General features: G+C 37.9%; 24 protein-coding genes. 4 read left to right on the top strand and 20 right to left on the bottom strand.

The window, feature by feature from the left end; translation table 11 throughout:
* Positions 1 to 55: 55 nt before the first annotated feature.
* Positions 56 to 1,069, bottom strand: a complete 1,014-nt coding sequence (locus ACWATA_RS12195) for a hypothetical protein (RefSeq protein WP_473049877.1) — start codon at positions 1,067 to 1,069, stop codon at positions 56 to 58.
* A gap of 214 nt (positions 1,070 to 1,283) precedes the next feature.
* Positions 1,284 to 2,687 carry a glutamate decarboxylase gene (gene gad, locus ACWATA_RS12190; RefSeq protein ID WP_033579053.1) on the bottom strand — a complete coding sequence of 468 codons (1,404 nt, stop codon included), beginning with the start codon at positions 2,685 to 2,687 and terminating at the stop codon, positions 1,284 to 1,286.
* Between the two features lie 224 nt (positions 2,688 to 2,911).
* Here gad and ACWATA_RS12185 point away from each other — a divergent pair, with 224 nt between their 5' ends.
* The gene (locus tag ACWATA_RS12185; protein ID WP_473049876.1) at positions 2,912 to 3,433 is read left to right on the top strand and encodes an LURP-one-related family protein; all 522 of its coding nucleotides are present in this window, start codon (positions 2,912 to 2,914) and stop codon (positions 3,431 to 3,433) included.
* A gap of 68 nt (positions 3,434 to 3,501) precedes the next feature.
* Here ACWATA_RS12185 and ACWATA_RS12180 read toward each other — a convergent pair whose 3' ends face one another.
* The 11 genes from ACWATA_RS12180 to ACWATA_RS12130 all read right to left on the bottom strand — a co-directional run bounded on the left by ACWATA_RS12180 (position 3,502) and on the right by ACWATA_RS12130 (position 13,370).
* A complete protein-coding gene (locus tag ACWATA_RS12180; RefSeq protein ID WP_176344025.1) occupies positions 3,502 to 3,813 on the bottom strand; it encodes a YnaG family membrane protein in 312 nt (103 codons plus the stop codon).
* Between the two features lie 132 nt (positions 3,814 to 3,945).
* Positions 3,946 to 5,907: a GTP-binding protein gene (locus tag ACWATA_RS12175; RefSeq protein ID WP_473049875.1), complete on the bottom strand. Its 1,962-nt coding sequence runs from the start codon at positions 5,905 to 5,907 to the stop codon at positions 3,946 to 3,948.
* 116 nt (positions 5,908 to 6,023) lie between these two features.
* Positions 6,024 to 6,206 carry a hypothetical protein gene (locus ACWATA_RS12170; RefSeq protein ID WP_261763675.1) on the bottom strand — a complete coding sequence of 61 codons (183 nt, stop codon included), beginning with the start codon at positions 6,204 to 6,206 and terminating at the stop codon, positions 6,024 to 6,026.
* Between the two features lie 439 nt (positions 6,207 to 6,645).
* The gene (locus ACWATA_RS12165) at positions 6,646 to 7,440 is read right to left on the bottom strand and encodes a formate/nitrite transporter family protein (protein ID WP_154972938.1); all 795 of its coding nucleotides are present in this window, start codon (positions 7,438 to 7,440) and stop codon (positions 6,646 to 6,648) included.
* A gap of 191 nt (positions 7,441 to 7,631) precedes the next feature.
* Complete coding sequence (locus ACWATA_RS12160; RefSeq protein ID WP_048020788.1) at positions 7,632 to 7,976, bottom strand: Na-translocating system protein MpsC family protein; 345 nt, start codon at positions 7,974 to 7,976, stop codon at positions 7,632 to 7,634.
* Positions 7,977 to 8,372: 396 nt separating this feature from the next.
* Positions 8,373 to 8,564, bottom strand: a complete 192-nt coding sequence (locus tag ACWATA_RS12155; RefSeq protein WP_028413264.1) for a hypothetical protein — start codon at positions 8,562 to 8,564, stop codon at positions 8,373 to 8,375.
* Between the two features lie 118 nt (positions 8,565 to 8,682).
* A complete protein-coding gene (locus ACWATA_RS12150; RefSeq protein WP_028413263.1) occupies positions 8,683 to 8,874 on the bottom strand; it encodes a hypothetical protein in 192 nt (63 codons plus the stop codon).
* A gap of 101 nt (positions 8,875 to 8,975) precedes the next feature.
* Entirely contained in the window at positions 8,976 to 9,539 is a 564-nt protein-coding gene (locus tag ACWATA_RS12145) for an MFS transporter (protein ID WP_154988718.1), read from the bottom strand.
* Positions 9,536 to 10,972, bottom strand: a complete 1,437-nt coding sequence (locus ACWATA_RS12140) for an FAD-binding protein (RefSeq protein WP_340843313.1) — start codon at positions 10,970 to 10,972, stop codon at positions 9,536 to 9,538. The genes ACWATA_RS12145 and ACWATA_RS12140 overlap by 4 nt, the downstream gene beginning before the upstream one ends.
* A gap of 198 nt (positions 10,973 to 11,170) precedes the next feature.
* On the bottom strand, positions 11,171 to 11,308 hold the full coding sequence (locus ACWATA_RS12135; protein WP_014459963.1) for a hypothetical protein: 138 nt from the start codon (positions 11,306 to 11,308) through the stop codon (positions 11,171 to 11,173).
* Between the two features lie 79 nt (positions 11,309 to 11,387).
* On the bottom strand, positions 11,388 to 13,370 hold the full coding sequence (locus ACWATA_RS12130; protein WP_473049874.1) for a methyl-accepting chemotaxis protein: 1,983 nt from the start codon (positions 13,368 to 13,370) through the stop codon (positions 11,388 to 11,390).
* Between the two features lie 149 nt (positions 13,371 to 13,519).
* Between ACWATA_RS12130 and ACWATA_RS12125 the strand changes: the two genes are divergently transcribed.
* On the top strand, positions 13,520 to 13,744 hold the full coding sequence (locus tag ACWATA_RS12125) for a hypothetical protein (RefSeq protein ID WP_014459961.1): 225 nt from the start codon (positions 13,520 to 13,522) through the stop codon (positions 13,742 to 13,744).
* 35 nt (positions 13,745 to 13,779) lie between these two features.
* On the opposite strand, the gene ACWATA_RS12120 is transcribed toward ACWATA_RS12125, so the two are convergent.
* Positions 13,780 to 14,280: a metallophosphoesterase family protein gene (locus tag ACWATA_RS12120; protein ID WP_033579065.1), complete on the bottom strand. Its 501-nt coding sequence runs from the start codon at positions 14,278 to 14,280 to the stop codon at positions 13,780 to 13,782.
* 156 nt (positions 14,281 to 14,436) lie between these two features.
* Between ACWATA_RS12120 and ACWATA_RS12115 the strand changes: the two genes are divergently transcribed.
* Positions 14,437 to 14,736 (top strand): hypothetical protein, encoded by a 300-nt coding sequence (locus tag ACWATA_RS12115; protein WP_013083290.1) that lies wholly within the window; start codon positions 14,437 to 14,439, stop codon positions 14,734 to 14,736.
* Between the two features lie 147 nt (positions 14,737 to 14,883).
* Positions 14,884 to 15,993, top strand: a complete 1,110-nt coding sequence (locus ACWATA_RS12110; protein ID WP_473049873.1) for a metallophosphoesterase — start codon at positions 14,884 to 14,886, stop codon at positions 15,991 to 15,993.
* A 20-nt stretch (positions 15,994 to 16,013) separates the two neighbouring features.
* Here ACWATA_RS12110 and mug read toward each other — a convergent pair whose 3' ends face one another.
* From mug to accB, 6 genes are all read right to left on the bottom strand, one after another.
* Positions 16,014 to 16,526: a G/U mismatch-specific DNA glycosylase gene (mug, locus tag ACWATA_RS12105; RefSeq protein WP_034266359.1), complete on the bottom strand. Its 513-nt coding sequence runs from the start codon at positions 16,524 to 16,526 to the stop codon at positions 16,014 to 16,016.
* Positions 16,527 to 16,594: 68 nt separating this feature from the next.
* A complete protein-coding gene (locus ACWATA_RS12100; RefSeq protein ID WP_430093811.1) occupies positions 16,595 to 17,932 on the bottom strand; it encodes a coiled-coil domain-containing protein in 1,338 nt (445 codons plus the stop codon).
* Between the two features lie 586 nt (positions 17,933 to 18,518).
* Positions 18,519 to 19,328, bottom strand: a complete 810-nt coding sequence (locus tag ACWATA_RS12095) for a uroporphyrinogen-III synthase (RefSeq protein ID WP_033579069.1) — start codon at positions 19,326 to 19,328, stop codon at positions 18,519 to 18,521.
* 27 nt (positions 19,329 to 19,355) lie between these two features.
* Positions 19,356 to 20,120 carry an IclR family transcriptional regulator gene (locus ACWATA_RS12090; protein ID WP_430093808.1) on the bottom strand — a complete coding sequence of 255 codons (765 nt, stop codon included), beginning with the start codon at positions 20,118 to 20,120 and terminating at the stop codon, positions 19,356 to 19,358.
* Positions 20,121 to 20,251: 131 nt separating this feature from the next.
* Positions 20,252 to 21,616: an acetyl-CoA carboxylase biotin carboxylase subunit gene (gene accC, locus ACWATA_RS12085; RefSeq protein WP_049164688.1), complete on the bottom strand. Its 1,365-nt coding sequence runs from the start codon at positions 21,614 to 21,616 to the stop codon at positions 20,252 to 20,254.
* 28 nt (positions 21,617 to 21,644) lie between these two features.
* Positions 21,645 to 22,106: an acetyl-CoA carboxylase biotin carboxyl carrier protein gene (gene accB / locus ACWATA_RS12080; protein WP_034266373.1), complete on the bottom strand. Its 462-nt coding sequence runs from the start codon at positions 22,104 to 22,106 to the stop codon at positions 21,645 to 21,647.
* Between the last annotated feature and the right edge of the window lie 6 nt (positions 22,107 to 22,112).

Here is a 22,112-nt window from a genome sequence, read left to right as displayed (position 1 = left end):
AAGCAACTCCCTTTTAGTTAGGAACGCTTCTTTTAATAAACCTTTTTTCTTTTTATTAGTAACCATCTACCGTAACATCAGTAATTGACCCATCACTAGGACTTACTTGATACCAACCTTGTGTAGCTGTATGACCTTCTCCTGTATCTTCATTATCCACAACATTTTCATAAACATGGATAATATAGTTTCCTGAGTCGTCAAGGTGATCGTATTCTACAAGAAGAGGTGAATCTTCAGATATGCCTTGTTGGTCACGAACTAGCTGGATAGCTTGCTCTTGGGAAACTGTTTGTTCGGCTGGTTCTTCTTCCTCAATTGCTTCGGTATCTTCTTCTTGATCTGGTTCTGATTCGGTTTCTGTTTGCGTCTCATCTTCTGAATCAGCCTGAGCTTCTTCCTCATCCGCTTTTGCCTGAGCTTCCTCTTCCTCCTGCTGTTTCTTTTCTTCTTCTGCTAAACGTTCTTCTTCCGCTTTACGATCAGCTTCTGCCTGAGCTTCAGCTTCTGCATCAGCCTTGGCCTGCGCCTCTTCTTCTTTTTGTCTGTCTTCTTCTAGCTGCGCGTAGTAATCATCTAATTCTTTTTCCATTTGCTGCTGTTCAAGGTCTGATAATTGCTTTTGTTGTTCTTGTATTTGGTTTTGAAGCAAAGCAATTTGTTCTTCTGAAGCATTATCAACAAAATTGATGTTTTCTACATAATCACCACTGGCGTCAAAATTAACTTCCATCATACAAAAAACATTTTGCTCTTGATTAATCCCGTAGTAAATATACTGATTGTCACCTACTTGGATATACTGATAACCATTCATTACGTTTAATAAGTAATCGCGATCAGCTTCTTTAGAATTAACGGCTTTTTTAATGGTTGATGCTTTTGTTTGTAATGTATTTGGCGATGATTCTTTTACAGCCGTTTTGTTGCCGTTTTCTTTCGTATGAACCGCTGTTGATTTCTCTGCAGACTCTTCTTTTTGCGATACCGTTTCACTGGACTCATCACTACACCCTGCTAGCAATACGGCTAACAACGGAATACCAAAAGCAACTTTCAACATTTTCATAGACTATTATCCCCTTTTTTTATCTTTTTTTAGGTTTTATATAATTCTAAAGAACTATAAAACCTTAGGGGTTATTATACCAAAATTAAGAAAATATAAGAATATTTTCTTGTTTGATTTATGGTATTTTTTTGAAAAGATTATCTTTTTATGCATAAAAAAACACAAAGCCATGTACTTTTCATAACACGGCTTTGTGTGTTCGTAATCGATGTTAATGATGAAATCCATTGTCGTATTTCGTGTCTTTAAGAACAGGTCTATCCAATGAGTTAAGAAATTCAACGGCTTGTTTGAAATTAACCATAAATAAATGAGCAAGGTCTCTTGAAAATCCATTTCTAACAACAATGCGCATGATTGTGATTTCTTCCATGTCTGCTGGGAGTGGATAAGCAGGCACTTGCCATCCATACGTGCGCAATTGTCTAGACAGGTCATAAAGAGTCCAGTTTGGCGTGTATCCTTCTTTTAGTTTCCAAGCAAGAACCGGGATATCTGAACCATCGGCGATAATTTCGAATGCGTCCATTTCTCCAATTTCTTTGCTGAGAAACAGCGCGTTTTCTTGGGAGGTTTTTTGCACGGCATAATAGCCCTCTTTACCTAAACGTAAGAAATTGTAGTACTGTAAAAGGACTTGTGCTCCTGGTCTAGAGAAGTTAAGCGCAAAGGTTGGCATGTTGCCTCCTAAGTAAGAAACGCGGAAAATAAGATCTTCAGGCAAGTCTTCTTTTTCTCTCCAAATCACCCATCCTAAGCCAGGATAGACTAAACCGTACTTGTGTCCCGATACGTTAATGGACTTTACTCGCGGCAAGCGGAAATCCCAGATAAGGTCTGGTTGAAGAAACGGAGCGATAAAACCTCCAGAAGCAGCGTCTACGTGGATAGGAATATCTAACCCTGTTTTCTCCTGTAACTCATCCAATGCTTTTGCGATAGCAGCAATTGGTTCGTAAACTCCTGTATATGTGACTCCAAGAATCGGTACGACACCAATTGTATTTTCATCAACCGCATTAATGACGCCTTCTGCATCTAAATAAGGATGATCTTCATTAATGTTCACATAACGAGGCTCTACGTCCCAATAGTTTGCGAATTTCTCCCATACCACTTGAACAGATGAACTAAATACAATGTTCGGCCGTTCTGTTGATAGCCCTTTACTTTTACGCAGTTTTTGCCAGCGTCTTTTTAACGCAAGTCCGCCAAGCATACATGCTTCAGATGAACCCGTAGTTGAAACGCCCATCGTTGTATCTGGATTAGGAGAATTCCACAAATCCGCTAAAATACGTACGCATCTCTCTTCAATAGCCGCTGTCTGCGGATACTCATCTTTATCAATCATATTTTTATCAAAAGATTCGCCGTACAAACGCTTTGCATCAGGCTCCATCCACGTAGTAACAAAGGTAGCTAAATTTAAGCGGGCATTCCCGTCTAAAGCAATTTCGTCATGAATGATTTGATAAGCTGTTTCGGGAAGCATACCTTGATCACTAATACGAAGCCTTGGAATCGTCACTTCTCCTTGTCGAGAAAAAAGCGGATTAACAGGAAATTCATCAGGTAAATTTTTTTGTTCACGATGCGGATGCCATTGAGGCATAAAGTATCATCTCCTTATGTATATCTAACAAATTGCTTTACGTTCCACCTGGTCTTGTAACAAGCAGGTCTCCTTTACACATTATGAGCTTTGAAACCTATTTTCATTCTTTTCATTATTCGCAGCACGTAAGGACGAACTTTATTTAATAATACCCATGAAAATAGTCTTATCAAACTCAAAAGGTGTAAGATATGGTAATATATTCTAAAGGAGGTTTTTAGATGGAGAAACAAGGAATTATTTTGCAAGACAAGTTTTTCGAATTAGGTGAATCTCCTATTTATAATGAATCACAAGACATTGTTGGAAATGTCGCATATAAGTTATCTATTGCTAATAAATTTGAGATTTTAAAAAACGAAGAGATCGTGTTTACAGGTAAATCTAAAATGTTTGCCCTTATGCCAAAGATGATTATTTCAGATCACCACGGAAATGAAGTTGGAATGATTCAACGGAAATTCACTTTTTTAAAAAAGAAGTATCTTTATATTAGAAACGACGGCGATACATATGAAATTACGGGGAATATAACAGATCGTAAATTTGACGTTTTACGTTCCGGCGTTCCTGTCATTCAAGTCCGCACACTTTCTTCGTTTCTGTCATTACGTCCGCACACGTTTGCTTTAGAATTTCTTGAACCTGATCTTGATAAGTGGGAAGGAATTGCGGTTGTACAAGGTGTAAGGATGATGGTGAAAGACGAAAACAGCAGTACAGCTACTGCTCCGGCTCAATAGTGGTTATAGAAGGTTATATGATATAAAAAAACGAACAAACTTCAATATAAAGTTTGTTCGTTTTTTAATTAAGGGCCGAATACTAACGTACCGATGACATGGTAGCCAATTGGTACAAGAAACAAGATGATATTTAAAATAATCGCCCATAGACAGAGCTTGTCTTTTTTTATAAAAAAACCAATAATTGCAGGAACAACCATGAGCGGAACTAAAAAGATAGGTGTGATAATAGGAAGACCTTGAAGCTTTTCAGCCGCAATAAGTCCTGTAAAAAAGTTAAGGATCAATAAAGTATTAATAATGACATATAAAAGTGAAATTCCTCCGAGAATTCCACCTATTATCCCGCTTTTAGTTGTTTTAACAGTAGCATCCACGCTTCTATCACCTCATTTCTAGAAATATAAGTAAACTATACTATAATGTGGTTTTTATTGTAAAGGTATGGAGAAAGCAGCTGGTGAAAGCATATGACGAAACAAACACTGTAGCGATTGCTACAGTGCTTGTTATAAACAGTGCATTTTTTCTTCTGCTTCTTTCCAAGGAACCGTATATCCCTGTCCTTTGGCGCAAAAGACAGAGGATGAGCTGTATTCCGGATCTGCCTCTTTATTGTAGCGGATTCGTTCAATCACTTCTTCTTCATTATGACAACGTTCATACCCTCCGAATAATAGAGACATCGCTCCTTTTCCGTGCGTAAAAGATGCTAGCGTCGAACCGTAGTTCATAAAAGTAGCAACAGGAACTTTTCCTGTAATAACCGCTTTGTTTTCGGTTGTTACAGGAGAATCAAAGCGACCGTGTGCACTTTGAACATCAGCTAATACTCTGCCCATTTGATCAATATCCACTTTAATTTTAAAATCATAATACGGTTCTAGCACAATGTTTTTGGCTTTTTCTAAGCCTTGTCGCAGTGCACGGTACGTTGCTTCTCTAAAATCTCCTCCGCTTGTATGCTTATTATGAGCCCGTCCAGTACATAACGTCACTTTTAAATCAGTAATAGGCGACCCCGTTAGCAAACCGTGATGTGGCTTCTCAAATATATGCTGACGGACTAGATTTTGATACCCAACAGATAAATCATCGGCGTGACAAGCATTTTCAAAGGTGATTCCGCTGTTTCGTTCCGATGCTTCTATTTTCAAATGAACTTCTGCATAGTGTTTTAACGGTTCAAAATGCCCGTAGCCCGTCACTGTATTTTCAATGGATTCTTTGTACAAAATTTCTGGTTCTTCGAACTGTACGTTTATATTAAAACGTTCTTTTATCAGTTTTTCGAGAACTTCAAGCTGAATGGCTCCCATCACATGAATATGAAGCTCTTGAGTCCTTTCTTCCCACGTCACATGTAAAGAAGGATCTTCGGCATCTAATAGTTGAAAAAGTTTAATTCCTTCTTTTGGATGAACAGAAGGCTCAAAAACAACTTTTGATTTTAACGTAGGCAAAAGTTCGTAGGAGCGGCTTTCTTTTAACGTTCCAAGACCGTCTCCAACGGATGCTGAAGTCAATCCTGTAACTGCAAAAAGTTCGCCGGCTGAACCTTCATTTACGTTTTTGAATGTGCTTCCGTTATAAGCACGAATTTGAGTGATTTTTTCTTCGTATAGCTCTCCGTTTTTTTCATAAGCCACTTCATCACGCACTTGCAGTGTCCCGCTTAGAGCTTTGATAAACGTGATGCGCATGCCGTTTTCATCGTGCCGAATTTTATATACACGCCCTGAAAATGCTTCTTCCTGCGAGTAGTGAGTTTCTGATAGCAAATCGAGCTTTTCTAAAAAACTTTCAATACCGATGTCTTGCAAAGCTGAGCCACAAGCACACGGGAAAATCTGATTGGCTTGAATAAGCTTTTGCATAGCCGCTTTCCAATAAGCTTGATCATTCTTGCCTTCCATAAATGCATCTAAAAACTCTTCATCTTTTTCAGCTGTAAATTCAATAAGTTCCTCACTTAACGAGCCGTCTACAAGCTCTGAAGTTATATCAAAAACATCAGGGGTTAAGTTATGTTTAATATCATTTATAATACGTTCAGGATCTGCTCCTACACGATCGATTTTATTGATGAAAAAGAATACGGGCACACGATGTTTTTGAAGCAGCTGCCAAACCGTTTCTGTGTGCCCTTCGACTCCCTCGACTGCGCTTAAGATAACAATCGCATAGTCCATCACTTGAATAGAACGTTCCATTTCAGGTGAAAAATCGACGTGGCCAGGTGTATCAATTAAATAATAAGTAGAACCGTTATATGAAAAAGTTCCTTGATCAGCAAATACCGTAATGCCCCGTTCTTTCTCAATCGTATGAGTATCAAGAAACGAGTCTTTGTGGTCAACTCTTCCTCGCTGTTTAATACTTTTTGTGTGGTAAAGAAGCTGCTCGGAAAACGTAGTCTTCCCTGCATCCACATGCGCTGCAATACCGATTGTTTTGTTAGATTGTTTCATTGTTAAATACCACCTTACTGCTGTATGTATAGCTGTTATTCTCTATTTTATAATAATCGTAAGAAAAAGTGGACGACAAAGGCCTAGAGCTGCTTACATCAAAAAAGAATGCGTGATTAAACATCGCATTCCTTTTTTGTACGGTGTTTGATATCTTTTTTGTCTTTTACTATAAAAATAGCTGCTATAAGGCACCCAATTCCAGCTAAATGCATGATGTTATTACCTGTCGCGCCTAGACTGTTACTGGTCAACCCACCTAAAATGCTGCCAAATATAATCAATAAAACAGCAAACATGAACTTCAATTTCTTCACTCTCCGTTAGTAAGTTATTAAATATGATTTGCATACGGATCATATAAACCAGTAAGTAATAATAGACCTGCTGATAAAATCAATGTTCCTCCGATTAACAAACTGCTGCTACATACCTTTTTTCTCTTTTTGCGTAAAAACATTCCTGATATAAGAAATAGTAGTGCGACAGATATTAGAATCAATCCTATACCAATATTCAATATTTATTTCTCTCCCTTATACATGTATTCCTTACCATCTAGTTAACCATAATATTATTATGAAAATAAAAAACGAACTTGACCCTTTACCGAACCTTAATTGTTTTATATGTTATCATACATAAATTGTTAAAAGTACATTTTTTCACCTTTCACTATCAAAAAAGCAGCCTCTTTACTAAGAGACTGCTTTTTTAATGACAACTGATAAATCCTGATTAAGAAGCTTTTTTTAATCGTTCTTTTTGTTTCTGTTGATAAGAAGAAAAATAAATAAGGCCTACAAATACAGCTCCACCTATCATATTTCCAATAAAGGTAGGGATAATATTTGTCATAAAATCAATCCATGTAAAATGACCTGCAAAAATAGCGGCGGGAATAATAAACATATTGGCTACAACGTGCTGAAAGCCAATCGCAACAAATGCCATAATCGGAAACCAAATACCAAGAATTTTCCCCGTAACGTCGTCAGCGCCGTATGAAAGCCAAATAGCTAAACATACAAGCCAGTTGCAGCCCGCGGCAGAAATAAGCGTTTTAAAAAATGAGTCGTCAATTTTAGCTTGAGCAATTGCTACCGTTTTATCTAAAAAAGGCCCCGTTTCTGTTAACCCGACAATATGTCCAAAGAAATACGCAATAAATACGGCACCTAAAAAGTTAGCAAGCGTAACCCAAAACCAGTTATGAAGCAAGTGACGAAGCGAAATTTTTCTTGCATACAGGGCAATGGAGACAGACATCATATTCCCCGTAATGAGCTCTGCTCCCCCAAGTACTACCAGCATAAGACCTACAGGAAAGACGGCCCCTCCTAAAAGATTTGATAAACTTCCCCATTCAGCTGGTAAATTACCAATGACGCGCACATCTAGTAAAAAACCAAGCGCAATAAATGCGCCTCCTAGAAACCCAAGCATAAGAATAGAAGAAAGGGATAACTTCGTCTTTGAAACCCCCGCTTCTAAAGCGATGTTTAACATTTTATCCGGCTTGTGAAATGCCATAAAACTCCTCCTTAATTAAAAAAGGCAGCACTCAAAAACACCTTTTACACAAGGTTTTTGAATGCTGCCTAATAATCCTGCACTTTCTTTACAGTATATCAGTCATCATTATCTATAATAAAACTAAATAAAAAACAAGCAGATCCTACTTCTCTTTCATTTAATTAAATTATGTATTTTGCGTTGTTCTTCTACTGAATATTGGTTTCAAACACAAATACGGAAACGGCGATATCTTCTTCCACTTTGATATCGGAAAATAAATAGTTCAGCTTAGCTCCTAACAAGTCTTCAAGTCCTTCTGGAGGAGATGAAGCATAAAGGTTTTGAATAAGCTTCGTTCTTGCCATATGTACCGTCTCTTTACCTTCGGTTGTTCTCGCGATAAATTGTTCAGCTGGCGTTAAGTTGCCGTACAAAGTTGAAATAGCCATGTTTTGAACGAATACAGTATGAATTCGTTCTGGACCTTTTCCAAAAAGTTTTTTGCGCAGCTTTCGGATAATATCATTAAAATCATGTATTTTTTTAGACACCGGTGTATGCCTCCGCTTATCTCGAGTATGTCTGTCCTGCTCATTCAAGTTTTCAACTAAGAATAAGTTACATTATACATGACGACGTTTACATTGTATACAATGTATCTGTTTTATTCTTATTAATCCAAACAATTGCAAAACTTTTACAGAATGAAAAAAAATCCTTCACTTATTAAAGTGAAGGATTACCTTTATATCTCTACTTAAAGGTTACAAATGAATTCTCAGTTATCAAAGAAATAACTAAGAACTTTGACAAGATAGCATGTCAAAATAGTCAAGTGGTATGTTTGTACCAGTACTTAATGCTATCACGTTAAAGTCATGGAATCCACTTAGTTTACTTTCATAATACTTTATTTAATTTAAATATTCTTTTTTGATAGGTAGCCCTTAATCTTCATCACGATCTGCTCTAAATTCATCATCAGATAATGAATTTAGTTGATGGCTAAGCTTTTCGTAGTTATCTTGTTTTTGATTTTGTTGTACATCATTAGATATAGGAGTTTTACTAGAAACAGTAGATTTTTTTCTAGTCTCTTCGCTTCCGCTAACTCCAACCCCGACATTATTATCTGTCATCGGATTCACCTCTTTAACTGTTATTATGGAGAATTGCTCTAAAAAAATAACAGGAAACAAAAGGGACTCCGACTTAGCTAATAGCGGTCCAAGCTTCCTTATTTAACCTAAACCGTATTTAAATAAGAAAATGACCTGCTTTAACTCCATAGACAATACCGATAAAAAAACTTGCTATACCTAGTGTTTGACTTTTACATACATACTTTATAGTTAAGCCTGGAATCAGACCCCATATAATGATGAAAATAGCGAACGATACTATAATAGAAGACCATGCATCTTGCCCTGATATACTTATACCTTGCATAAACGTTTCTCCTTTCAGTACTTATATCGGGAGAACATAAATTTTTTATAGTATCTTACTGTACGAACTAAAAAATTCAGGTGACCTGTCCATATATGCTTTTACAGCGAATGGTGGCGTTCAAGCTCGATTGTTTTTGGTTTTTGCCATATTAATACCCCTGCCGCTACGTACATAAACGAAGTGATGTAAAAAAGGCTTCCGATTGTCAGAAAATCAATGATATACCCTGTTACAATAACGGCCAAGGCTGCCCATATAGAGGTCCATAAATGATAGTGTCCTACTTGTTTTCCTGTGTGAGCACGATCTGTCTGCCTAGATAACGCTATTTTTTCTGCTGTTTTTTGAAGAGCTCCAAGCAGACCCATTATAATTTGAATGATATACACCTGTGTGATCGTTGTTAAAACGGGAATCACAATCATAACAACGGCCATCCCAAACGTATATAAAAGAAGCAAGCGCTTTTCTCCTACTCTGTCACTCCATGAACCGATCAACGGATGACTCAAAGCTGCGGTTAAAGCAAAAATTCCGTAAGCTAAGCCAAATTGTGAATAGCTATCGCCAAGATTTCGAAGCAGTAAAAGGTAAAAAGGAAACACAATACTGCTTGCGGTAATCATCAGGCTTTGTGAATGTAAGAGTTGTTTGTACGTCATTTTCCATACTCCTTATAAAATAAATTAACGAACGTTTCGTTCCGGTCATATTTTCTTTTCAAATTAAAAAAGGCGGTTGTATGAGGGTAAGCCTCTTCTAACTGCTTCTTGCTTGGGTAGCCGTAGTAAGGCAAGTAATAGCTTCCCTGATGCTGCAGCGTCACATCCACCATTTTTCGGACAACTCTTTGTGTATCAGAGATGCCTTGATTGTCTCTTTTCTGGTTAATAAGTAAAACAAGAGCAAACATATCGTCTTTTGCATAAGACATGACGGCTTTATTATCCTTCTCTACATAGCGAACGGTAATGTTCAATAAATTTAATTCCTCAGTTGATAACACTTGACGTAAATCATCGATGTAAGAAGCAAATTCATCAACTGGAACAAAGTATTCTTGCAAAATTTCCGTCCGGCTAGCACTTTCGTATTCCATAAAATCACTTTCAGAACGCATAACATTATTTCTTGTTTCAAGCCGTCCATTTTGTTTTAAGAAATAAGCCTTTTGTGTTTCCCACAGCATATCTTTGCCCCAGTCGCTATACCGAGACAGCCCTAGCATAAATTTAGGAAGTGCCACTATTTTTTCTGTTTTGAGCGGTTCGTTTGCAGTAGAAGTATTTTGAGAAGATAAACGGTAGTTTGTGACGTACATATCTGTTAGCAATTGATTAGGAGAAACGGAAATACGCGCCATATGCATACGAACGTCAGGATTATGCTGTACGTAGTTTTTAAAATACGCTGTATACTGCCTATAATCTAAGCGAATAATTTCATCTTCGTACCATTCATCGTCCGTCAAACGAAGCGTCACATCTAAAATGACCCCAAATAACCCGTAGCCTCCGTTTACTAAAGAAAACAGCTCGGGGTGTTTCGTCCGGCTAATTTCGATAATAGATCCGTCCGCCTGCAGGAGACGCATAGATTTGACCGTATCCATTAAAGAACCGTATCGAATATCTCTGCCGTGTACGTTCACGCTAATAGAACCTCCAACGGTAAAAATATTTTGTGATTGCATAACTTTAAGAGCAAGACCGTCTTTATGTATATATTGCTGAATATCATTCCACGTTGTCCCGCTTTGAACCGTAATTTCTTTTTGACGGGGCTTGTAATCTATAATTTTATTGTACTGCTTCATATCAAGTAAAATAGCATTAGGATAGTATGTCTGCCCTCCTTGGCTGTGCTGCATGCCTGAAATCGCTATTTTTTCATGATGCTGTGAAGCGGTTTTTACCCAATTTTTCAGCTGTTTTTCAGTGGTTCCATGCTTTATTTCTTTGACTTTTGTAGGAAGAAGCTGCGCAACATCCTCCGTTACAGGACGGGTTTGCTGCTGTTTATAGATATGATATGAGGTATACGAACCTACTAGATAAAAAGATAAAAAAGATCCTAACAACAGGTTTTTCTTCATCACAAACTGTAAGCTCCTTTCTTTATTTCTGTGAAATTATACCATACAAAAAGTGAAATAACACTAATATAGTGTATTTTTACACTATATTATAACTTATCTTGAGAAAATATATGAAAAAATCTTGTAATTTAATGTATGTTAACCTTATTGAAACAAAAAAAGAAAAGACCTAGTGTCTTTTCTTTTTTTGTTTTTTTATTTTTCAGCTTCGTATGCAACTAAAGCTACTCTTTTTCCCAACGTTTGTTGAAACTGCTCTTCTAGTTGTTTAAGCTTCGCATGCATATCATCGTTAATTGAAGCTGGCTCAAAGGTCATTTTTGTTTGCTCCATCAGATACTTTCACCTCTTTCGTGTGTGTATGTTCTACTTTTTCCAATATAAAAGAGGTCTATGACGATTTGACGAAAGTTTACAAATTAAATTTACTGATGAGCGCTGTTAATTGTTCTGCCATTTGAGACAGAGATTGTGCGGAAACAGCAATTTCCTCCATTGAAGCCAGCTGCTCTTCAGTTGATGCAGCCACTTCTTCAGATGTAGCTGCATTTCCTTTAGCAAGGATTGCCATTTCACCTGCTGTACGAGCCACTTCTTCAACCGCTGCTGAAATTTGCTGAGCAGTCGCAGCCACTTCTTCTACTTGCGGAGTCGTTTCATTCATGCTGCTTAGGATCTGTTCGAACTTTTGAATAGCCGTTTGTGAAATTGTTCGTCCTTCTTCAACTTTGTTTGTAACTTGCTCCATTGTATGTACAGATTCCTGAGTATCTTGTTGAATAGCTTGAATAAGCTCAGAAATTTGAGACGCAGAAACTTGTGATTGTTCTGCCAGCTTTCTCACTTCCGCTGCTACAACAGAAAAACCTTTTCCATGTTCCCCAGCTCGTGCCGCTTCGATTGCAGCATTTAAGGCTAGTAAATTTGTTTGAGCAGCAATGCCGCTGATTACTTCTAAAATGGTTCCAACTTCTTTTGAACGTTGAAACAAAGTACGAATCGTTGTATTAGATAGCTCGACGGACTGAGAAATGGATTCCATTTGTTCGACCGTTTCTCTCACAGCTTTTCCACCTTCTACCGCTTCAGACGTTGTGTGATTTGATAGCTGAGAAACAGTTTCTGTACGCTTGGCAATCGTATAAACTCCTTGTACAATCTCATCTAAAGAAGCTGCATTTTGGTCAATAACAGCCGTTTGTTTTTCCGCACTAGAAGCCACTTCTTGTATCGCAACCGATACTTGTTCAGTCGCAGCGCTCGTTTGCTGTGAACTGGCCGTTAGCTCTTCTGAAGAAGCAGCCACTTGTTCTGCACTCATTTCAACATTTTGAATTAATGTACGAAGGTTGTTTTGCATCTGAATAAAAGCATACCCTAACTCACCGATTTCATCCTTTGAATTGACGGTAATCGCTGTTGTCAAATCTCCTTCACTAACGCTTAGAGCCTGATTCTTAAGCTGTTTGAGCGGTTTAATAATCGATTGTAACACCACAAAAATGGTAAGACTCCCGATTATCAGACAAACTACAATAATAAATAGTGTTTTGTAAAAAATAGGATGTGCTGCTTCACTCACTTCTGATGAATACATAGTGCCTGCAACTTTCCAGTTCGTTGTTTTATTTGTCGTAAAGACCATCTTTTTTTCATCACCGTTAAAGGTATATTCAAAGAATCCGGATCTCTTTGCATAAAGCTTGTCAAAAAGAGAATCTGTTGCTTTTGTACCTGCTTTTTCCGTAGGGTGAACAATATATTTTCTTTCTCCATCTAAAAGAAATGGATATCCTTTTTCTCCGATTTTCACTTTGCTGACAGCTTTATTGATGCGGCTTATATCTAAATTTAAAGCAATAACCCCTGTGCCATCAGCCGTTGTTTTTGCTACAGTAATAACGGTTTGACCTGTAGAGGCTGAGGGATAAGGTTCAGTGACAACTGTTTTCCCTTTGTTTTGCATGGCTAGCTTGTACCAATCTCGTTTTCTGGGATCATAGCCTGCTTGTGTCACTTTTTTAGGCGCTTGAATAAACTTCCCCTGCTGATTTCCTGTAAAAATGCTGACGGCTTCTGGATGAAGCGAAGCATATAAGTTAAAATTTTTGCTTAAAGTAGCCATATCTTTTTCATTGTAGCGCTCGTTGTTTACCACTGATGCAAAAAACTCTACATCATGAATTTTTGGTCCAATGGTATCGTCAATCACCGAATTAATGGACTGTACATTTTGCTGTGCTGTGTTAATAATTTGGTTTTCAATTTCATGTTTCGCTGTTATGTAAGCTGATACACCTATCGTAACAGATGGCACTAATAAGATCGCTGCAAATGCTAGCACCAGCTTTGTCTTAAAGTTATTAAGGGACCTTTTTTTTCTTACTCTCTCCATGCTATGTAGCCTCTCTCTCTGTAGTTAAAAGTGATCGTGCACTTCCTTTCTATCGGCAAGACTTCATATTCCTTTAGTCATCGAGTGTATACATAATTAACAATGGGAGTGAAAAGATAAGAGTACGATAAAAAAAGTAGGTGATTTTAATGGAAGAAAGTAAAAACAGCAAGTCTTTTTCAATGTTTGAAACAGAAAAGGTTCAGCGCGGAGAAGAAAAAGATATTTTTAATATCTATAAAGAAGGAGTAAAAATTGCGGAAGTAAGAGGAACGGATCCTCAAACTCAGCAGGTTATTCCGATGCATGACTTAAACGACTATGAAGAAAATAAGCTTCACGAATATATCGCTCATTTAGACCACACAACGTAAACGTAAAAGTGCTAAAACAAGAGTCCCCTCTTGTTTTAGTCTTTAGAATCATAAAAAACATGTTCAAAGTGCAGCGTGTCTTTTTGTATGTACAGCAGCCCAAACGAAAATTGCTTTTGACGCCGCTTGTCAGTAGCGGAACCTGGATTAAACAATGTAATATCACCAATTTGTTTATGAACAGGAATATGAGAATGACCAAAAATTACTGCATCGACTTGTTGATGTTCAAATGCCAAAAGTGCACGTTTTTCAGTCGTTTTTCCTTTGCCATGACCGTGGACTACGCCAATCGTAACATCATCAAACGGAAGAAGTAATGAAGTTGGAAGTACTTGCTGAAGCTCTTCACTGTCCACATTTCCAATCACGCCGTGTACAGGAGCAAAAACGCGCAGTTCATTGTAGACATCTATCGTTTGAAAATCTCCGGTATGAATAATCGCATCAGCTGTTTTCAGTTCGGCTAGGAGTCTTTTTGGAAAATGTTTCGCTCTTTTGGGGATATGAGTGTCACCTAAAATAACGATCTTCATTTATGATACGCTCCTTTTTCATTCAATATGGTGTAGTGTAGCGTATTATGTTGTAATGAAGCAACTCTATACGGAGCGTCAGGCAAAAAATTTCTCTTTTTCGTTTAAGTTTGCGAAAATACTTTACATACTAAGTTACAGAATGGAGTTTTCGAAATGGAAGTAAAAATTAATCGAAACGCAGCAAAAGTATTAAAAAATGCCTTGGCTAGCCCAGAAGGTCAAGGAAAAATGATCCGTGTATATGTAACTATCGACCACGGTGATCATGCGCATTATGATTGGAAATTCGATACGCCGACTGAACATGATGAAATCGTAAAAACAGATAAAGATATCGATATCGTTTTAGATAAACGCGAGAAATTTTTAGAAGGCGTATGGATTCAATATTTCCACGTTCCAGAGCCTGAATTTGTGATTAGCAGCCTTCACCACGCGCATCACCATCATTAATACAAAAAACACACCTTGTTTTATAGGTGTGTTTTTTCGTTTGTGCAACAGGCAAAAATTTTATTGATGAAAGAAGAGATAAAATTTTGTTGAAGCAATAAAAATGAGCTATAGTGGAATTACGGATGAAAGAAAAGAGGTTAGCGTATGAAAGTAAGTGTGTTAGTAAGGTCTATTTTAGTTGTTATTTTATATAATTTATTCGTTCTGTACATCGGATGGAACGCTTGGGTGTGGCTTCACACAATGTTTGAAGTGGAAAACAAATGGATTCTTACGGTGATCGTTGTGTTTTTTGCTTATTCCTTTATCATCAGTCGCGCGTTTCAACAAGTGAGCATGTTTAAAATTGTAGGATCGTATTGGTTAGGATTTATTCAATATTCAGTTCTTTTGCTTCCTATAAGTAATCTAGCCGTATATATTCTCACTTTTCTAGGCGCTTCGCTTTCTACAGCTATCGATTCAATCGGACTTTTCATGATTGCTGCTTTTTTATTCATTTTTGCTTACGGTACGTATAATGCTTACAGTCCTGTAGTAAGAAAATATACAATTTCGCTTGCTAAAAAGACCAATCGGAAAAACCTTCGCATTGCCGTAGCATCTGATATGCACTTTGGCACATTGTCCGGCAAAAAACATTTACAGCGGCTAATCACTCATGTACAAAAGATACAGCCAGATCTTATTTTACTTCCTGGAGATATTATTGACGATGATCCCCACGTATTCTTTAAAAAAGAAATGGATTATATGATGAAGCAGCTCAAAGCGCCTTTAGGCACATATGGAATTTTGGGAAATCATGAGTATTACGGTGGGAAGATCCCTCAGTTTGTGGAAAGAATGAAAGAAATGAACATTCCTATTTTAATGGATGAAGTGTTAAACATAGAAGATAGCTTGTACTTAATTGGAAGAAAAGATAAGACGGATAAAAATCGAGACAGCTTTTTCGATTTAGCGAGTGAAACGGATCGTTCTCTTCCAGTCATTGCGATGGATCATCAGCCGCTTTCTTTAAAAGAAGCGGAACAAGCAGGCGTAGATTTACTTTTATGCGGTCATACTCACAGAGGACAAATGGCCCCTAATCATTTGATCACAAAGCGGTTATTTGAAATTGATTGGGGCTACAAACAAACTAATCAGCTGCATACCATTGTCTCTTCAGGATTTGGCTTTTGGGGTCCTCCTCTTCGAATCGGAAGCCGGTCAGAAATTATTCAAATTGATATTTCATTTACAAAATAGAGAAAGCCCTAAGGCTTTCTCTATTTTAATGTACGCAGCAACTTCGGAAGTTCTGCGTAAATAGCCACTACTTCATCTATTTTCATCCGAACGAGCCCGCTTGAAGACGGGGCAACAAAATCCATTATTCCTGATACCATCGATTCTTCTTGTTTGCCCCACCTCACTTGCTTGCGTCCACTGTACTGCTGATAGACACCTTTTCCAACAAAACAAACGATTTTAGGCGTGTATGTAGCGATTTTTTTCTTTAGGATTTCTCTGCCTTCTGCATATTCTTCTTTTGTAATCTCATCAGCTGCCTTTGTAGGACGCTCCACAATATTTGTTAAACCGTATCCTAGCTGTAACAGCGAGTGATCTTCCTCGGGATGGTATTTACGATCTGTTAAACCTGCTTTATGAAGAATCGTCCAGAAACGATTGGTTGGATTAGCAAAATGATGACCCGTTTCACCGGAACGGATGCTTGGGTTAAAACCGACAAATAAAATATCTAAGTTGGGCTGTATATGATCAAAAATAGAGTTCATAGTCATACGCTCCTTACAATGTAAAAAGAAAACATCCAAATTGGATGTTTTCTTTTTACTATACCCTATTAAATACGAACTACGCGTCCGTTGAATTTTTGTTTCCAGTAGCCGCTGCTCATGTTTGCAATTGCAACACCTGTTGAGCTTTGAGCACCGATGAACTTACCGCCGCCTACATAAATACCAACGTGTCCGTCTTTTTTATATGTATCGAAGAAAACAAGATCTCCAGGCTGGATTTGACTAGAAGACACTTGCGTTCCAGCATGCTTTAACGTTTCTGTACTTACAGATCCAAGAGGCCCAAGGTTAACACCAACTTGAGAATATGCCCAGTGTACAAATGACGAGCAGTCAAATAAACCGTGGTTAATATCAGACTGGCTGCGTCCTCCGCCAAATACGTAAGCAGAGTTTCCAATCCAGCGGTTTCCTACCGTTACAACATTGCTAGCTTTTGGAGCCGGAGCGCTTGTAGGTGCAACATCATTGCTGCTTGCTTTTGGTGCTGCTTTAGGAGAAGGCGAATCAGCTTTTTCAGCTGCTTCCGCCGCTGCTTTTTGAGCTTGTTCGGCTGCTTTCTTAGCTGCCTCTTTAGCTGCTTGTTCAGCTGCTTTTCTTGCTGCTGCTTCCGCCGCTTTTTGATCTTTAATATTTTGTTCAAGCGTAGACTGTTCATTCGCAAGAGAGCTGTCTTTTGATTGTAGAGAAGCTTTTAGTTCTTCATTTTTTGCTTCTTTATCTTTTAGTTCTTTTGCCAACGCATCTTTTTGTTTCTTTTGAGCTGCTAGCTGGACAGTCATTTCATCCAGTTCTGCCTTCATATCTTCTAAGCTAGCAAGCTTAGATTTAACATCTGCTTGTTTTGTTTTTAGTTCGTCTTGCATATTTTTAGTTTCTTTTAAAATACCGCGGTCTGCATCTACAATAGTCGAAACAGCTAGCGCGCGGTCTACAAAATCACCAAAACTTGAAGAACCGAGTAAAACTTGTAAATACTCTACGTTACCGCCGCTTTCTTGCATGGAACGTGCACGATCTTTTAAAATATCATTGCGCTTTTCAAGTTTTTCTTGAAGCAGCTTAATTTCTTTTTCAAGCTGGTCTACTTGTTTAGACGTTTCTTTAATATCCGCTTCTGTTTTTTGGGCTTTTTTATTATTTTCTTCTTCTGCTAATGTTAATCGCTCAAGCTGTGCTTTCATTTGATCTTGTTCTGCTTGAAGGCGTGTTAATTCATCAGAAGCTGCTTTGATGTTAGATTGCACATCTTGGCGTTGATTTTGAATTTGAGATTTTTGTGATTCCATATCCTGAATGGTAGAGGCATACGCTGGAGTTGATAAAACTCCTCCTAGGCCTAATAAAACCGTTGTGTTAAGTAAAAGCATTTTCTTTTTCAATATGAATTCCTCCGCTTTCTCGCTCTGTTAAACTAGTAATTTCTAATTATGTATCAATATGTATAAAAGTCTGACAATTTATGTAAAGTTCACTGTATTTGTCGATAAATAGCTAAATATGCTAATGAAAATCTACGAAAATTATACCACGATAAACGTTCAAAAAAAGAATAACAATATTACAATTGTATTTCAGTAATGTAACATTTAACGCTTGTGTATACATTCACTTCTTGCCTGCAAAAATATACCTTTATTTCCCCATGCCAGTGAAAGATCTATCAAGCTTCAAACAGCAGTGCTTTTAGCGTTATAAAGTAGATAATTATTATTGTTTAAGCTGTTTAGATTTAAGATATTTCTAAAAGAAACGTAACAACTCTTTAACATATTCGTCTATTTTTACCCTTTATCTACCATTTTTACAATATTTGAAAATGATTTTCTGGAATAACAATGAATTTATTTCTATTCGATGTTTGAAGAAGTTCAAAAAGAGGACAATAGGCAATTTTCAAACAATATTCGACAACGCTTGGATGAAGCCATACAAAAAACCTTCTCGCCATGAGGCGAGAAGGTTTTTTTAATCACGCTGCTGATAATAGTGTTCTAAAGCTACAATTGCGCTTCCCATTCTTTCTTGGTCAGGAATAACAATACGATCTACTCCTTCTTCTTTTAAAGCAGCAGCGGTTACTTTCCCAACGGCCACAGCTACTACAGAGCTTTCAAAGAGTTCTCGAATGTGATCAGCTTGTCCGTGTTCTCTTGCAAACGAAAATAAAAAGCGGGCTTGGGGAGCGCTTGTGAAATTAACAGCATCGACTTTCCCGCTTGTTAATTCGTTTATAAGCTGTTCCATGACTTCTGCTTTTGGAGGAATATGCTGATACGGTAAAATCTCTTTAAATTGGGCTTTTTGATTCGAAAGAAAATCAATCAATTTTGGTGCAGGATCTCCGTGAAGCTGAAGCGCTACATGCTTTCCTTCAAAAGAAAACGAATGAAGCGCTCTGACTAGGCCCGCTGTACTTCCATCATCATCTCGAACGGTTGGAGTAACACCGAGCTTTTTTAACATATTTACGGTTTTATACCCGCGTGCAGCAATATTAGCTGCTTGTAAAGAAGAAAGGAATTCATCAGCTAGTCCTAGCTTATCTGCTGTTTTATATAAAATTTCCGTCCCGACGCCTGTCGTAAAAATAAACCAATCATAATTTCCTTTTACCAGTTCTTTAATATCTGCTTCTAAGTGTGTGTCATCTAAAAAGATGGTTCCTTGTGCAGGTCGTACAAGCGGGGTCCCGCCAAGGTTTTCAACAATTTTGCTGATTTCTTCTACTTTACGCTGACCTACGAGTGCGACTGTTTTACCTTCTAATCGTTTCAATGGTTTACCTCCATTTTTCTATGTATGCTACTTTAATGAACCTTGATAACCGAGTTTTTCAGAAATTAGGCTCGCCGCTTCTGTTACTTTTTGAATAATGAACGGCAGTCTGTCTCCTTGAAATCTCGCTTCAATTCCCGCTACGCTAATGCCTGCAACCACGTCATTTTGATGATTTACAATCGGCGCGCTCACGGATGTTGTAAAGTTTTCTAATTCAGAGGTGCTAATGGTATACCCTTTTTCTTTTGCTTCTTTTAATACATTTCTTAGTTTCTTTTGATCTGTAATGGTTCCAACACCTATTGGAGTTAGCTCCGTTTGAGTAATATATGCCTCTTGTTCTTTTTCGGGTAAATGCGCCAAAATAATGCGTGAACAAGCTCCTGCATAAAGAGGTGAACGCCTTCCAATTGATGTATAGAGACGCACGGGATGAAGCGTATCTACTTTTTCAATATACATGGCTTGATCCCCATCTCGTACAATTAGATTAACCGCTTCTTCTACTTCGTCTCGGAGCGTTTCCATTACGGGCTTTGCGATATTTCTAATATCTAAGCGATTAGCCACTAGCTGACCAAATTGCAAGAATAAAAGTCCTAGCGAATAGTATCCTTGCGCGTCTTTTGTTAAAAATCCCATCTCTTCAAGCGAACCAACCATTCGATGCAAAGAAGTTTTCGGAACGCCTGAATATTCCATCATTTCTGTGAAGGTCAGCTTAGGGTGGTTGATAAAAAGCGTGAGAATCTGCATGGATTTAACGACTGTTTTATTGTTAGCTTGCATAAAACCTTCTCCCTTATTTGTGCGAATACATGTATTTGATAGAAGTATAGCTTACTAGCTAATCATATGTTCTTTTTATTATACATGAAGAAAAAAAGGAAAGCACTCCCTTATAAGAGCACTTTCCTTTCTTACACCGTTTCTAGTTCTTTAATTGAAATAGGGTTACTTTCTAGAAATTTGGTTGTAAAATCCCCTTCTTTAAAAGAAGGATGATTCAGTAATTCTAAATGAAAAGGAATAGTTGTGTGAATACCTATAATGATAAATTCTTCGAGCGCACGTTTCATTCGTTGAATCGCTTCATTTCGGTCTTTCCCTGTTACAATTAATTTCGCCACCATTGAATCATAAAATGGAGAAATTTCATAGCCTGGGTAAACCGCGCTGTCTACACGAACGCCGTAGCCGCCAGGAGGTAAATACATCTCGACTTTTCCAGGAGAAGGCATAAAGTTTTTAGCCGGATTTTCTGCGTTGATTCGACATTCAATTGCCCATCCCTTTAACTGAACATCCCGCTGAGCAAATGATAGCGGGTAGCCTGCTGCTACTGAAATTTGTTCTTTAATTAAGTCGATATTTGTTACAAGTTCTGTAACAGGGTGTTCAACTTGAATCCGTGTGTTCATTTCCATAAAGTAAAAATGTCCGTGTTTATCTAACAGAAACTCCACCGTTCCCACACCTGTATAATCGACTGCTTTAGCTGCCGAGACTGCCGCCTTGCCCATTTTCGCACGAAGATTTTCATCTACTGCAGGAGACGGAGCTTCTTCTACTAATTTTTGATGACGTCGCTGAATTGAACAATCTCGTTCACCTAAATGAACTACATTACCTTCTTCATCAGCAACAATTTGAATTTCGATATGTTTCGGTTCTTCTAAATATTTTTCAAGGTATACTCCGCCGTTTCCAAAAGCTGTTTCTGCTTCGTGCTGAGCTTGACGAATCGCTTTTTCTAGCTCCTCTTCGCTATGAGCTAGCCGCATTCCTTTTCCGCCGCCGCCCGCTGTAGCTTTTACAATGATTGGATAGCCTATTTCTCTTGCTACTGGAATAGCGGTGCTGCTATCTTCAATCAGTCCTTCCGTGCCAGGTACAATAGGCACACCGGCTTGTTTCATTGTTTCTCTTGCTACAGCTTTTGCTCCCATTTTACGGATGGCTTCCGCTTTTGGACCAATAAAGGTAATATCATAGGATTCACACATCTCAGCAAAATCAGCATTTTCAGCTAAAAATCCGTAGCCGGGATGAACAGCGTCTGCCTTGGTTACTTGTGCTACGGTAAGCAAATTCCGAATATTTAAGTAGCTTTCTTTAGAAGATGTTTTACCAATACAAAATGACTCATCTGCTAGCTTTACGTGAAGTGCATCTTTGTCTGCTTCTGAATACACGGCCACGGTTGCAATTCCCATCTCTTTACAAGCTCGAATGATACGAACTGCAATCTCACCGCGGTTTGCGATTAACACTTTTTTGAACATAGTGGCTCCTCCTGACAATATGTATACTTTAATATGATTTTACGGTAAATAGAGGCTGTCCAAACTCAACAACATCTCCGTCTTTCACAAGAATTTCAAGCACTTCTCCTTCCATTCCTGCATCTACTTCGTTAAACAGCTTCATCGCTTCAATTACACATACAACATCTTTACGTTCAATAGTTTGTCCTACTTGAACAAACGGATCAGCGTCTGCTTCTGGCTTGGCGTAAAAGGTTCCAACCATTGGTGATAAGATTTGTTTTTCATTATTCTCTGCTGCGTTTACAGACATAGAATCTTGAGGCGTTTGCTCAGCAGCAGCGGCTTTTACTTCCTCTGTTTTTACTTCTGTAACAGCTGTGTCTTCTAAAGGAATTCCCGCTTTATCAATGACAACTTTTGTTCCTTCATGTTCAATATGGAGCTTTTGAATACCAGATTCATTCATTAATGAAACAACTTCTTGCAATTCACGTACGTTTATCATTTCTTG

The sequence above is a fragment of the Priestia sp. USM5 genome (genome assembly GCF_058323215.1).
This window is presented reverse-complemented; position numbering and strand designations above follow the sequence as displayed.

Bases quoted from the DNA above. Each gene is read 5' to 3' on its own strand.
- ACWATA_RS12195 (WP_473049877.1), bottom strand. From the start codon at position 1,069: ATGAAAATGTTGAAAGTTGCTTTTGGTATTCCGTTGTTAGCCGTATTG.
- gad (WP_033579053.1), bottom strand. From the start codon at position 2,687: ATGCCTCAATGGCATCCGCATCGTGAACAAAAAAATTTACCTGATGAA.
- ACWATA_RS12185 (WP_473049876.1), top strand. From the start codon at position 2,912: ATGGAGAAACAAGGAATTATTTTGCAAGACAAGTTTTTCGAATTAGGT.
- ACWATA_RS12175 (WP_473049875.1), bottom strand. From the start codon at position 5,907: ATGAAACAATCTAACAAAACAATCGGTATTGCAGCGCATGTGGATGCA.
- ACWATA_RS12170 (WP_261763675.1), bottom strand. From the start codon at position 6,206: ATGTTTGCTGTTTTATTGATTATATTTGGCAGCATTTTAGGTGGGTTG.
- ACWATA_RS12165 (WP_154972938.1), bottom strand. From the start codon at position 7,440: ATGGCATTTCACAAGCCGGATAAAATGTTAAACATCGCTTTAGAAGCG.
- ACWATA_RS12155 (WP_028413264.1), bottom strand. From the start codon at position 8,564: ATGACAGATAATAATGTCGGGGTTGGAGTTAGCGGAAGCGAAGAGACT.
- ACWATA_RS12150 (WP_028413263.1), bottom strand. From the start codon at position 8,874: ATGCAAGGTATAAGTATATCAGGGCAAGATGCATGGTCTTCTATTATA.
- ACWATA_RS12145 (WP_154988718.1), bottom strand. From the start codon at position 9,539: ATGACGTACAAACAACTCTTACATTCACAAAGCCTGATGATTACCGCA.
- ACWATA_RS12140 (WP_340843313.1), bottom strand. From the start codon at position 10,972: ATGAAGAAAAACCTGTTGTTAGGATCTTTTTTATCTTTTTATCTAGTA.
- ACWATA_RS12135 (WP_014459963.1), bottom strand. From the start codon at position 11,308: ATGGAGCAAACAAAAATGACCTTTGAGCCAGCTTCAATTAACGATGAT.
- ACWATA_RS12130 (WP_473049874.1), bottom strand. From the start codon at position 13,370: ATGGAGAGAGTAAGAAAAAAAAGGTCCCTTAATAACTTTAAGACAAAG.
- ACWATA_RS12125 (WP_014459961.1), top strand. From the start codon at position 13,520: ATGGAAGAAAGTAAAAACAGCAAGTCTTTTTCAATGTTTGAAACAGAA.
- ACWATA_RS12120 (WP_033579065.1), bottom strand. From the start codon at position 14,280: ATGAAGATCGTTATTTTAGGTGACACTCATATCCCCAAAAGAGCGAAA.
- ACWATA_RS12115 (WP_013083290.1), top strand. From the start codon at position 14,437: ATGGAAGTAAAAATTAATCGAAACGCAGCAAAAGTATTAAAAAATGCC.
- ACWATA_RS12110 (WP_473049873.1), top strand. From the start codon at position 14,884: ATGAAAGTAAGTGTGTTAGTAAGGTCTATTTTAGTTGTTATTTTATAT.
- mug (WP_034266359.1), bottom strand. From the start codon at position 16,526: ATGAACTCTATTTTTGATCATATACAGCCCAACTTAGATATTTTATTT.
- ACWATA_RS12090 (WP_430093808.1), bottom strand. From the start codon at position 20,120: ATGCAAGCTAACAATAAAACAGTCGTTAAATCCATGCAGATTCTCACG.
- accC (WP_049164688.1), bottom strand. From the start codon at position 21,616: ATGTTCAAAAAAGTGTTAATCGCAAACCGCGGTGAGATTGCAGTTCGT.
- accB (WP_034266373.1), bottom strand. From the start codon at position 22,106: ATGATAAACGTACGTGAATTGCAAGAAGTTGTTTCATTAATGAATGAA.